Raw genomic sequence first — 12927 nt, 5'->3', positions numbered from 1 at the left:
TTATCCGACCTACGGGTCTATTTGATGTCTGCCGCTTCGGTTTGCTCCGGGGCGGCTTGCAAATAACCGCGCAACTGCACCAACACAACCGCCAATACCACGCCGCACAACGTCAATGCTAAACCGCCGTAACTCGCTGCTGCGACTGGCGTTAACGCCACCGTCATCCCGCCTAAAATTGCGGCCCCTATCGCATCGCCCGTCACGTTCTGCGCCGTCCATAAACCGTTGATTCGCCCTAACATCCCGTCCGGCGTCAGCGTCTGAATTAAGGTGTACTGCAGCAAAGAGCTGATGGCGCTGAGATAGCCAAACAGCGCGAGGCACGCCAGCCCAAGCCCCCAAACCGGCATCAGGCTAAAGACGCCAATGGAGATAAACGACACAATTCCCGTCCCCAGCATAATCATGCCCGGGCGAACGTGATGCGCGATACGCCCACTGGTCAACGCGCCGATTGCCGCACCGAGCGGAACGGCGGCGTACATCAGGCCGATTTGCGCCGCACTCATATTCCAGTGCCCGGCGAGTGCCGGATACAACACGCGCACCGCACTCGCCATCGTCAGCAGCGCACCGACTAACGCAATGCCGCCGATTACCGGATGGCCGACCAGGAAACGCAGCCCATTCCACAACGAGAGCAGCGGATTTTCACGCGCCTGCGGCGGCGGTGCCAGTTTCGGCAAACTCAGCAGCGGCAATAACGTGATAAACGTGCCGACGGAAGCCAGCGCGTAGTTCCATACCACACCGCCTGACGCCAGCAGCAGCCCGCCAATCATGGGTGAAATCACTGAACCCAGGCGCACGGTGAGCATGGTTATCGCGCTCGCCTGCATTAAATTTTCACGCCCAACCAGCGCGGGAGTCGCCGCCAGAAGTGCCGTCACGCCCAGTGCGCCAAAGAATCCATCCCACACGCCAAGCAAGTAAATCGCCGCCAGCGAAGGTTCCGGCAACGCGGCGTTAATCGTCAGGCCAATAAAACCGACGCCACACGTGGAGCGGGCGAGCAAAATCAGACGGCGGCGTTCATGACGGTCAGCCAGCACCCCGCCCATCATCAGGCCGATAAACATCGCACTGCCGGTGAGCGTCACCGCGAGGCCGACTTGCAGCGAGGAGCCGGTCAGCGTCTGGATTTGTACCGGAACGGCAACACCGAGTAACCCCAGCGAGACGATGGAAATAAAGCGAGCAAGGAAGACGGCGCGAAAAGCGGGATGAGTCTTGAGCAAACTGAGATTTAGCAGCAAAGAATTGCGGTTCATTACAGGGCCTTAAAGCGAATTTTTCTTTCCGGGTGCGAGGCGGCTCATGCTAACATAAACAAATAAGAGTGATAATGATAATAACTATCATTAATTTTCATGAAAGGGATTTATGTTATTTCCACGGCCATCAACACGCGTTGTGACGCTGCTGATTCTGTTTTTGCTGTTGCTCTTAATGGCGGTGATGAGTCTGCTTATTGGGGCAAAATCACTGCCCGTTGAGGTCGTTATCGATGCATTCAGCGGTCAATGCCGAAGTGCTGATTGCACTATCGTGCTCGACGCTCGCCTTCCGCGTACGCTGGCAGGCATTCTCGCCGGTGGCGCACTCGGCCTTGCCGGGGCGCTGATGCAAACTCTGACTCGTAATCCCCTAGCCGACCCCGGCCTGCTTGGCGTCAATGCCGGGGCCAGTTTTGCCATTGTATTAGGTGCGGCGGTCTGGAGTTTTTCTTCACCGATTGCCCTGCTCGGCATGGCCTTTGCTGGTGCGCTGTGCGCCGCATTGGTGGTGGCATTTACCGGCAGCCAGGGCGGCGGGCAACTCAGCCCGGTGCGTTTAACGCTGGCGGGCGTTGCGCTTGCCGCCGTGCTGGAAGGCCTGAGCAACGGCATCGCACTGCTTAACCCGGTGGTTTACGACCAGTTACGTTTCTGGCAGGCCGGAACGCTGGATATTCGCACCCTCGACACGCTGAAAATAATCGTGTTGCCGGTACTGGCAGGCTGCGCCATTGCCCTGTTTATAAGCCGTTCACTCAACAGCCTGAGCATGGGAACCGACACCGCCACCGCGCTGGGTAGCAAAGTTGCACGCACTCAATTGCTCGGTTTAATCGCCATCACGTTATTGTGCGGCAGCGCGACGGCAGCCGTTGGCCCGATTGCGTTTATCGGCCTGATGATGCCGCATCTTTCGCGCTGGCTGGTGGGGGCCGATCACCGCTGGTCGCTCCCCGTCACCCTGATTGCCACGCCTGCACTATTGCTGTTCGCCGATATTGTTGGCCGCCTGCTGGTGCCGGGTGAACTGCGGGTGTCGGTGGTTAGCGCGTTTATTGGCGCGCCGATGCTGATTTATCTGGTGCGCCGCCAACGCAAGGGAGCGAATGCATGACCCGTCTCTCTCCTCGCTTACTGTTCGTCAGCCTGGCGCTATTGCTGTTCAGTTGCGCATTAGGCGTGTGGAGCCTGGGAAGCGGCGTTTTACCGCTTTCAGTAGGCCAGGTGATTGACGCTCTGGCCGGTTCTGCACCGCGAAATGTTTCACTCGTCGTTGTCGAATGGCGCTTGCCCCGCGTAGTGATGGCGCTACTCATTGGCGCGGCATTAGGCGTGAGCGGTGCTATTTTCCAGTCGCTGATGCGCAACCCGCTCGGCAGCCCGGATGTGATGGGCTTTAACACCGGTGCCTGGAGTGGCGTGCTGGTGGCCATGGTGCTATTCGGCCAGCATCAAACCGCCATTGCTACCTCGGCGATGATCGGCGGCGTGGTGACCGCGCTGGTGGTCTGGCTGCTCGCGTGGCGAAACGGCATCGAAACTTTCCGCCTGATCATTATTGGCATCGGCGTGCGGGCGATGCTGGTCGCGTTTAATACCTGGTTATTGCTGCACGCCTCGCTTGAAACGGCGATTTCCGCCGGGCTGTGGAATGCCGGTTCGCTCAATGGGTTAACCTGGGGGAAAATCTTCCCGGCTGTACCATTAATGCTGTTGGCGTTGATTGCCGGTGGATTGTTGGTCCGGCGGATGCGCTTGTTGGAAATGGGCGATGACAGCGCCTGTGCGCTTGGCGTTTCAGTTGAGCGTTCGCGCCTGATGCTGATGTTAACCGGCGTGATTCTGACTGCCGCCGCCACCGCACTTGCCGGGCCGATTTCGTTTGTCGCCCTGGTCGCCCCGCACATTGCGCGCCGCCTGAGTGGCACTTCGCGTTGGGGTTTACTGCAATCAGCACTCTGTGGTTCGGCGTTATTACTGGCGGCCGATTTATGCGCTCAACATCTTTTCATGCCTTATCAGCTGCCGGTTGGCGTGGTTACGGTAAGCCTCGGCGGTATCTATTTAATTGCGTTGTTGATTCAGGAGTCCCGTAAAAAATGAGCCAGATTTCCGCTCCACCGCGCCTGCATGGCGAACAGCTCACATTGGGATATGGCAATCATGTGGTCGCCGACGGCCTGACCGTTGCCATTCCTGACGGGAAATTCACCGCCATTATCGGCCCCAACGGCTGCGGGAAATCCACGCTGCTGCGCACCCTTAGCCGCCTGATGAAACCAATGCACGGCCAGGTGTGGCTCGATGGCAATGAAATCCATCGCTTTGCGACCAAAGAAGTGGCGCGTCGCGTGGGTTTACTGGCGCAAAACTCCAGCGCCCCGGGAGATATCAGCGTCGCAGAACTGGTGGCGCGTGGGCGATATCCACATCAGCCGATGTTTTCTCGCTGGCGCGAAGAAGACAGACTGGCGGTGGAACGGGCGTTAAAAGCGACGAATATTGAGGATTTGGCTGACCAACCCGTTGATACGCTTTCCGGCGGCCAGCGCCAGCGTGCCTGGATTGCGATGGTGCTGGCGCAGGAAACGTCCATTCTGTTGCTGGATGAACCTACCACCTGGCTTGATATCAGCCATCAAATTGATTTGCTGGAATTGCTGCGCGACCTGAACCAAAAGCAAGGTTTTACCCTTGCCGCGGTGCTGCATGATTTGAACCAGGCCTGCCGCTACGCGACTCACTTAATCGCGCTGCGAGATGGCAAAATTATCGCTGAAGGCGCGCCGACAGAGATTGTCACGCCCGAGCTTATCGAAGCAATTTACGGCCTGCGCTGCATGATTATCGAAGATCCGGTAGCGCATACACCGCTGGTCGTGCCGCTCGGGCGTGGCTGAAAATCCCTTTCATAGTAGGTCGGCGTCATCCGGCGCTTACACCAACACTCGCTGCAATACCGGCCCTATTTCCTCAAAAGATTTTGGGGAAATAATGTCGACGTGGGCGCAGTCGAGGCGGAAGACATCAAGCTCGGCAATCCACGGTGCCCAGGTTTTTTGCGGGTCCATTCCTTCGGGTAACGTTCTCTCTGCAACAAACAACGTAGCTTTCCCGCCAAACGGCACACTGTTTGCGGTCGTCAGCAGTCGCACCGCATCGGCGTAATTCCCTTCAATAGCCTGGAATAAAGCATCTGACGTTTGTCCACGTTGTGCGGCGACAAAAGCCTCACGTTCGCGGTTGATTTCATCCAGCACCGCTGGATCGAGTTCGTTTGCCGCCTTCTCCGTCCAGTTTTGCGTTTCTGGTGGCCAGGTATCCAGCAGGCCGAGGAACGCGACTTCTTCCCCTGCCGCTTCAAGACGTGCCGCAATGCCTTGCGCCAGCGTGCCGCCGAGCGAATAGCCCATCAGATAATACGGGCCATGGGGCTGAAGCTCGCGCAGGGTTTGCAAGTGCGTTTCGCAAACCTGCGCCAGGTTTTCGGCTTGCTGCATCGGGCCATTCGGGCGCGGAGATTGAATGCCCGTAATCGACCAACGCGGGTCGAGATAACGCTGCAATACGCTAAATTGCCAGGCAAAGCCCGACGCCGGATGGAAACAATAGAGCGTTGGCCCACTGCCTTTACGCAACGGCAGCACCGTATCAAAACCCGCGCGGCTGGCTTCTTCTTCACTCTGTTGCTGGGCCAGTATTTCCGCAAGCTGGCCGACGGTTGACGCCACCATCACCTGCCCGACCGTGACTGGCCTTGCGAGTTTTTCGCGTAACTGTGCCGCCAGGCGCATCGCCAGTAGCGAGTGCCCGCCGAGCGCAAAGAAGTCATCATTGACTGTGGAAATTTCGCAGTTTAAAAGCTGTGAAAATGCGTCGGCGATGGTGATTTCCAGGCTCGATTCGGGAGCACGCCCGCTGCCGCGTTGCGCCAGTTCGGGTAAAGGCAGCGCTTTTCTGTCCAGCTTACCATTCGCGCTGAGGGGGAAATCATCCAGCTGAATTAACGCCACCGGAACCATGTGTGCAGGCAGCACGGCAGCCAGTCGTTCGCGCAGGGTATCGAGAGCCAAAACCTCGCTGGAGGCTGACACCAGATACCCCACCAGTTGACGGGCATCGCCGCCGCTGACGGCATCTTTATTCAACACGCAGGCGTGCGTCACCGCCTGAGCAACGCCCGGCAGCGCCAGCATCGCCAGGTCGATATCACCCAGTTCGATACGCTGGCCGCGAATTTTGAGCTGATCGTCACTGCGCCCGAGATATTCCACAGCCCCGTCATCCAGCCAACGCGCGACATCGCCTGTGCGATACATGCGTTCACCTGCATCAAAAGGATCGGCCACAAAGCGGCTGGCGGTGAGATCCGGGCGCGATAAATAACCCTGCGCCAACTGAATTCCGGTGAGATACAGATCGCCTGCGATCCCCGGCGGAACGGGGCGCATCGCTGAGTCCAGAATGCGTAATCCGGTATTCCATACCGGCCAGCCAATCGGCACGCTGCTGCCTGAAACCCGCGCCAGCTCTTCGCCAGACGCCGGATACCAGCTGACATCAACGGCGGCTTCGGTTGGGCCATAGAGATTATGTAATGGTGCGTGAGTGAGTTGTTCCCACTGGCGGCAAAGTTCGGTCGGTAGCGCTTCCCCGCTACAAAACACCCGGCGCAGAGTGGCGCATTTTGCTCTCGCGTCATCATCGGTTAATGCCGCGACAAACGCCGCTAACATTGACGGAACAAAGTGCGTGGTAGTCACGCTATAACGGGCAAAAATCTGCTGTAACGCTTCCGGGTCACGATGCGCTTCTGGCGGAGCCATCACCAGTTGTGCGCCAACGATATACGGCCAGAAAAACTCCCACACGGAGACGTCAAAACTGCACGGCGTTTTCTGTAAAACCACGTCCTCGCCGTTGAGCGGATAGTGATTTTGCATCCACAAAAGACGGTTAACGATAGCCTGCTGCCCGACCATTACCCCTTTTGGTCGCCCGGTCGAACCGGAGGTGAAGATTACATACGCGGTGTGTTCCGGGCGTGAGAGATTTTGGGTTTCCGGCACATTAGCCGTATCCATAATACTTTGATAGCAGAAGGTTTTCAGGCCATTTACGGCACTAAACCGGGGTAACTGAGAGTCAGAAGTCAGCAGTAAACGCGGGGCGGCATCTTCAAGCATCATCTGCAAACGATCGTCGGGATAACCGGTATCGAGCGGCAGCCAGGCTGCCCCGACTTCAACAATCGCCTGCAATGCGAGCGATAAAAACACCGAGCGCGGCAGCGCGACAGCCACGACATCCCCCGGTTTCACGCCGCGTGAAATGAGTTCTGCGGCCAGCGCCAGCACCTGTTCGCGCATCTGGCGATAGTCGAACTGAGTGTTTTCGTCAGCCAGCGCGGGCGCATGGGGAGTTCTGGCGGCCTGCTCGGCAATTAACTGGCTTAACGTCGTGACGGGAACCGGAGTTTGCGTCGCGTTAATGCCTTCCAGCCGTTCGATTTCGCAAGGGTGCAGCAATTGCGCATCCACACAACGTAATGCGGGACTGGCCGCAAACTGGCGTAAAAGAAGCGGCAAGCGGGCGATGTGCTGTTGCAACGTGGCGGCATCGTAGCGCTGCGCATTTGCCAGTAGTTCGAGGGAGAACTCACCCTGTTCGCTGATATACAGCGCAATTTCTAAATCGCGCACCGGGCCGGAAGCCAATTGATGCGTAATGCCTTCGATGCCGTTGAAATCAAGGCGGTAATCGAACATTTTCAGGTTCAGCACCGGGCCATACAACGGCTCACCGCTGGTGACTGTCCCTGAGTCGCGCAGGATTTGTTCAGCATCGTAGCGCTGGTAACGGCGCAGGCTTTTGAGTTCTTTTGCAAGGTTTAAGGCGAATTCCGGCAGGGTAAAATCGGGTTCGATGCGCACACCAAACGGCAACACATTCAGCACTGGCCCGGTTGCACACAGCGCAGCAGACCCCATGCGGCGCATAAAGATAAAGCCCGCGGAGTAATCAGCCCTCCCGCTTAAACGCCCGAGCCACAGCGCCACCAGCCCTAATGCCATATCGGCGGCCGTCAGGTTTTTCTGGCGGGCGTTATCCATCAGCAGGTGGAAATCTGCGCTCTCAAAATTCAGCGACTGGCGAATCAGTTGGGTGGAGGAGCCCAAATCCGTCAGCGGTTTTGCCGAAAGCGTGGCAGGAGGCGGTAGCTGGCGAGTTTTATCAGCCCAAAACGACGCATCACGAAGCCTGGCGTCTGTTTTGCGGTAATGCTCGTATTCTGCAACAACATCACTAAACGGGGTAAATGGGCTGGGTTCAGGATTTTGATTTTGACAATACGCACTGTAAATATTGGCAATACGGCGGGTAATTGCGGTGAAACTGAAGCCATCAACCACCAAATGGTGAAAACGTTGATACCAGAACCAGCGCGTTTCGCCGATACGCAGGAGCTGATGATGATAAAGCGGTTTTGCGCTGCTGATACGCAAATCCTGCTCCAGATCCTCACGCATCAACGCAAGAGCAGCCGTTTCGGGTTCAGCGACGCCGCGTAAATCACGGCAAAGCGGGGCTGTAAATGTTGCATCAGGATCGACCCACTGACGCGCCTCGCCATCCACTTCACTAAAACGCATTTTCAGCGTATCCGCCTCGCTCATGCCCGCCACTATCGCCTTGCACAGCAGCGCTTCATTAAGCTCACCGTTAAGTTCGCCCCCGCAGTTTAATTCAATATAGTGCGCAACGCTCCACGCGTTGGCCTGGGGCGAAAGCTGATCGGCCATCCAGATGCCGGGTTGCGCCGCCACCAGCGGCAGGGTTTCGACGGGTGCGAGTATCGGCGCCATGATTAATTCACTCACCTTTCACCTCTGCTTTCGCAAAGTTTGCCGGTTGTAATTGGGTCCAGTTAGCGAGCAGCCACTGATTGCATTCTTCATTTGATGCCGGTTCACAAACCACCTGCCAGCCATCGGGCAAGGCACAATGTTCGGGCCATAAGCTGAACTGGCTCGCGGCATTTTCAAGGATGAAAAAACGACTCTGCGGCGAGTCGAAGGGGTTACTGAATTCCATACTTCATTCCACTCCTGTCAAAGAGACGCTTTCCAGAGCCAGGCTAAGCCGTTGATCAGCCCGCCCCGCCAGCAAAGCGCATCGTGCCCACCGTCAACCTGACGGTAGAAAACTGCTCGCTGTGTTTGTTGTAGTAAGGGATAAATTCGTTGATTAACCTGATGGATAAGAGGTTCTCTGACCCCTGCCTCAAGATAGATTCGTAGCGGTTTGTCACAGACCAGCCCGCCTTCGAGTCGCTGAATTAACTGCCCGCCCTGCGGGTTGCTTCCTCGGTTAGGCCACCAGTACGACCCGGATTGGCTCAACACGCAGCCAAATTGTTCCGGCCAGTGAAGTGCCGCATAAAGCGAGGAAAGCCCGCCAAAACTTTGCCCAGCCACCACGGTGGTTTCGGGGTTTTCATTCCAGCGAGTGAGGGTGCGCAGATGCGGTAATAATTCTTCCTGCAACGCCTGCCAAAACTGCGCATTGCACGGCAGTTCGTTGCTGCGGGTGTTGTTGTCGATAACATCAATCAGCACGTAAACCGCAGGCGGCAGCACTCCGGCGTCCGTTTGTGCCTGAAGCGCAGGCCACACCGGCATGCTTTCTGCCCAGAATTGGCCGTCGAGCAAAATCGCCAGCGGGCGCTCTTCGGGTTGTGCGTCACCGGTCGCAAAAATCCACACTTTGCGCTGATTTTTCAGACGCGGGCTGTCCCAAGTGATGTATTGCACTGCGCAATGCGCCGTGTTGGGCTTATCCCAACCAGGCTGCGGTGGCGCGTGAGGAAGATGGAGTGCGGACATCGGATGCCCACGCCCGCCCAGCCAACTTTCAGGGTTCAGCGGATCGGCAATGGCTCGCGGCAGCAGTTTGCGCCAGCCTTCACGCAGTGCCATACGTGCCGGTTCGATACCTTCGAACGCTTGCGCGGGGAAATCCTCTTCGCAGGCCGACGGGATAAAACAATAACTGCCGCGCCATGTGCTGCTCAGGCGAGTTTGCCACTGCCAGACATCCGTTCCAGGCACGCGTTCAAGGGTTTGCGGGCGAGATTTTTGGTGATGGTCGGTCACGCCGGTGATGTAAATCCACACCCGTTTTACCGATGACGTTTGCTCGCAACCTTCCGGGTCGCGCCAAAAGAAAGTCACTGTGCACTGGCTATCATTTTCACAGGCGACGACGGGGATCCCCTGCGCCTGTTTTTCCTGCCACCAGCTCTTACTTCCTGTCTGTAAATTCGCCACTTGAACACAACCCTATGAAATCAATGCAAACGTTCAATAAACCTGAAATATATTGATAATACTATTGATAATTATTTTCATTTGCAATAGCGTATTTCCGCGCTTTGAGCTACCAGCTTCCGGGTGCAAAAACAATAAATTGCCGAACTTGAACGCACGATTCCCTCATTTCAGGGCGAATGCTGGATAGATCCCGGTATGTCTAAGTGAAAACCATGCTGCGCCCGCTCCCTATGGGAATGGAATGACACCGGGCGAAGCGGAAAAGCAGGCCACCATAATGAATAATAAAATTAACTATTCCCTCGCGATGCTTATCAATCTGGGGATTTACGGGGTCGCCCAACCTGCCTTCGCGGCAGAGCAAGCGGCACCGGCAACGGCGCAAGCCGCTGCACCCAGCAACGACGACTCGCTCACTCATGAAGACACTTTGGTTGTTACCGCTGCCGAGCAAAATTTGCAGGCACCAGGCGTTTCGACCATCACAGCAGAAGAACTCAAAAAGCGCCCACCGGCGCGTGATATTTCCGAAATCGTTCGTACCATGCCGGGCGTTAACCTGACCGGTAACTCCACCAGCGGCCAGCGCGGCAACGGTCGCCAGATTGATATTCGCGGGATGGGCCCGGAAAACACGCTGATTCTTATTGATGGAAAACCCGTGACCAGCCGTAACTCTGTGCGTCTGGGTTGGCGTGGCGAGCGTGATACTCGCGGCGATGCAAGCTGGGTTCCGCCAGAAATGGTTGAGCGTATTGAAGTTATTCGTGGCCCAGCCGCCGCACGTTACGGCAACGGTGCGGCTGGCGGCGTGGTGAATATCATCACCAAAAAAGGCACCAACGAATGGCACGGTTCCTGGAACACCTATCTGAATGCGCCGGAACACAAAGACGAAGGTTCAACCAAGCGCACCAACTTTAGCCTGAATGGCCCGCTGGGCGGGGATTTCAGCTTCCGCCTGTACGGCAACCTAGATAAAACCCAGGCAGACGCGTGGGACATCAACCAGGGTCACCAGTCTGAACGTACTGGTATTTACGCCGATACGCTGCCCGCCGGGCGCGAGGGTGTGATTAACAAAGACATCAACGGCGTGGTGCGTTGGGACTTTGCGCCAATGCAATCTTTGGAACTGGAAGCGGGCTACAGCCGCCAGGGCAACCTGTATTCCGGCGACACCCAAAACACCAACACCAACAAAATCGTTAAAGATAACTATGGCGAAGAGACAAACCGTCTGTACCGCCAGAGCTACTCTTTGACCTGGAATGGCGGTTGGGATAACGGCCTGACCACCAGCAACTGGGTGCAGTACGAACACACGCGCAACTCGCGTATGCAAGAAGGCCTGGCCGGTGGCACCGAAGGGATTTTCTCCAGCGATCAATTCAGCGATATCGATTTGAGCGACGTGCTGCTGCACAGCGATGTGAATATCCCGATTGATTTTATCGTGAATCAGAACCTGACGCTGGGCACCGAATGGAACCAGCAGAAGATGAAAGATTTGTCTTCAAACAACCAGACCTTCATGGGCGGGCCGGTTCCAGGTTCATCCAGCACCGGTCGTAGCCCGTATTCCCAGGCTGAAATCTTCTCGCTGTTTGCTGAAGATAATATGGAGCTGACGGACAGCACCATGCTGACGCCGGGCGTGCGTTTTGATCACCACAGCATTGTTGGCAGCAACTGGAGTCCGTCACTCAACCTGTCGCAAGGTTTAGGTGATTATTTCACGCTAAAAATGGGTATCGCACAGGCGTATAAAGCGCCGAGTCTGTATCAAACTAACCCGAACTACATTCTGTACAGCAAGGGACAGGGTTGCTACGCAAGCAGCACTGGCGTGGGCTGCTACATGATGGGTAACGAAGACCTTAAGGCTGAAACCAGCGTTAACAAAGAGATTGGCCTTGAGTTCAAAAAAGACGGCTGGCTCGCAGGTGTGACCTGGTTCCGTAACGATTACAAAGACAAAATCGAAGCGGGCTATGCTCCTATCGGCCAGACCTCTTCCGGCAAAACCAAGACCGATATTTACCAGTGGGAAAACATCCCTAAAGCACTGGTAGAAGGGCTTGAAGGAACGTTAAACGTCCCGGTTTCCACCACGGTAAGCTGGACGAACAACGTCACCTATATGCTGGAAAGTAAGAACAAAGAAACTGGCGAGCGTCTTTCTGTTATCCCGGAATACACGCTCAACTCAACGCTGAGCTGGCAGATTCGCCAGGACGTTTCTGTGCAATCCACCTTTACGTGGTACGGCAAACAACAGCCGAAGAAATACAACTACAAAGGCCAGCCAGCAACGGGCCCAGAAACTAACGAAGTTAGCCCTTACAGCATCGTTGGCATGAGCGGAACCTGGGATGCGACGAAGAATGTGAGCCTGACGGCGGGTATCGACAACCTGTTCGACGAGCGCCACTGGCGTGCGGGCAATGCCCAGACGACGGGTGGTGACAATGGTTATATGTACGGCGCCGGTGCCGCGACCTATAACGAGTCTGGCCGTACTTACTACGTCAGTTTGAACACGCACTTCTAATAACCTCTCCTGAGAGTCCCCTCTCCCTCAGGGAGAGGGTTAGGGTGAGGGAGAAACATCTCATGAAAACCCAGCTCACAAATTTCAGCTTCCCCAATACCGGGCAACGAATCGTCCGCGTTGATTTTGACGCCACAACCTTTCAGCCCGACGACCTGTTATGGCTGCCGCATCACCCTCGCTTATCCAACGCCGTTATTAAGCGCAAAGCCGAGCATCTGGCAGGAAGGATTGCAGCATCTGAAGCACTACGTTTTCATGGCGTAAATGACTATGTGCCGGGAATTGGCTTGCACCGTGAACCCTGCTGGCCGCCCGGATTCACCGGCAGCATTACGCACAGCGGCAATGTGGCATTCGCGACGGTGGTGGCTGATTCTGCGGATATGCGCGAGGGAATCGGTATCGACTATGAAGAAATTATTGCCCCAAACATCGCTGAAGAAATTCATGGTGGGATTATCGATTGTGCAGAAAAAGAACTGTTGCGCCAATCCCCTTACCCTTTCCATTACGCGTTAACCATTGCCTTTTGCGCAAAAGAAAGTTTATTCAAAGCCATGTTCCGCCATGTGGGTCGTTACTTTGATTTCTCTTATGCATCAATAAGTAAAATAGATGACACGCGATTAATCCTGATCCTCAACCATTCACTTGGGCCATACAAAAAAGGCAATGCATTCATGGTGATATGGAGTGATGACGCAGGGAAATTAATAACGCTAATACAGCTCGGGCGGCAATAAAAAGAAATCGCTTG

The 12927-nt window shown here is 55.8% G+C and carries 9 protein-coding genes; 5 read left to right on the top strand and 4 right to left on the bottom strand.

Going from position 1 to position 12927, the window contains the following annotated elements:
• Nucleotides 1–17: 17 nt before the first annotated feature.
• Complete coding sequence (gene entS, locus M2371_RS17190) at nucleotides 18–1274, bottom strand: enterobactin transporter EntS (RefSeq protein WP_259268269.1); 1257 nt, start codon at nucleotides 1272–1274, stop codon at nucleotides 18–20.
• 112 nt (nucleotides 1275–1386) lie between these two features.
• Between entS and fepD the strand changes: the two genes are divergently transcribed.
• The 3 genes from fepD to fepC are packed head-to-tail and all read left to right on the top strand — an operon-like array spanning nucleotide 1387 to nucleotide 4180.
• The gene (fepD, locus tag M2371_RS17185; RefSeq protein ID WP_172895317.1) at nucleotides 1387–2394 is read left to right on the top strand and encodes a Fe(3+)-siderophore ABC transporter permease; all 1008 of its coding nucleotides are present in this window, start codon (nucleotides 1387–1389) and stop codon (nucleotides 2392–2394) included.
• A complete protein-coding gene (fepG, locus tag M2371_RS17180) occupies nucleotides 2391–3383 on the top strand; it encodes an iron-enterobactin ABC transporter permease (RefSeq protein ID WP_259268268.1) in 993 nt (330 codons plus the stop codon). The genes fepD and fepG overlap by 4 nt, the downstream gene beginning before the upstream one ends.
• Complete coding sequence (gene fepC, locus M2371_RS17175; RefSeq protein ID WP_172895319.1) at nucleotides 3380–4180, top strand: iron-enterobactin ABC transporter ATP-binding protein; 801 nt, start codon at nucleotides 3380–3382, stop codon at nucleotides 4178–4180. The genes fepG and fepC overlap by 4 nt, the downstream gene beginning before the upstream one ends.
• 36 nt (nucleotides 4181–4216) lie before the next feature.
• Here fepC and M2371_RS17170 read toward each other — a convergent pair whose 3' ends face one another.
• The 3 genes from M2371_RS17170 to fes are packed head-to-tail and all read right to left on the bottom strand — an operon-like array spanning nucleotide 4217 to nucleotide 9610.
• On the bottom strand, nucleotides 4217–8146 hold the full coding sequence (locus M2371_RS17170) for an enterobactin synthase subunit F (protein ID WP_259268295.1): 3930 nt from the start codon (nucleotides 8144–8146) through the stop codon (nucleotides 4217–4219).
• Nucleotides 8147–8153: 7 nt separating this feature from the next.
• Nucleotides 8154–8375 carry an MbtH family NRPS accessory protein gene (locus M2371_RS17165; RefSeq protein WP_115630361.1) on the bottom strand — a complete coding sequence of 74 codons (222 nt, stop codon included), beginning with the start codon at nucleotides 8373–8375 and terminating at the stop codon, nucleotides 8154–8156.
• 17 nt (nucleotides 8376–8392) lie between these two features.
• Entirely contained in the window at nucleotides 8393–9610 is a 1218-nt protein-coding gene (gene fes, locus M2371_RS17160; RefSeq protein WP_259268267.1) for an enterochelin esterase, read from the bottom strand.
• Nucleotides 9611–9890: 280 nt separating this feature from the next.
• Between fes and M2371_RS17155 the strand changes: the two genes are divergently transcribed.
• Both M2371_RS17155 and entD read left to right on the top strand, forming a co-directional pair.
• A complete protein-coding gene (locus M2371_RS17155; protein ID WP_259268266.1) occupies nucleotides 9891–12167 on the top strand; it encodes a TonB-dependent siderophore receptor in 2277 nt (758 codons plus the stop codon).
• 62 nt (nucleotides 12168–12229) lie between these two features.
• Nucleotides 12230–12913, top strand: coding sequence for an enterobactin synthase subunit EntD (entD, locus tag M2371_RS17150; protein WP_259268265.1), 684 nt, complete (start codon nucleotides 12230–12232; stop codon nucleotides 12911–12913).
• Nucleotides 12914–12927: the final 14 nt, after the last annotated feature.

The organism is Buttiauxella sp. BIGb0471, from assembly GCF_024807715.1.
Lineage (GTDB): Bacteria > Pseudomonadota > Gammaproteobacteria > Enterobacterales > Enterobacteriaceae > Buttiauxella > Buttiauxella agrestis.
The sequence above is the reverse complement of the archived record's forward strand: the minus strand, read 5'-3'. Positions and strand labels throughout refer to the sequence as shown.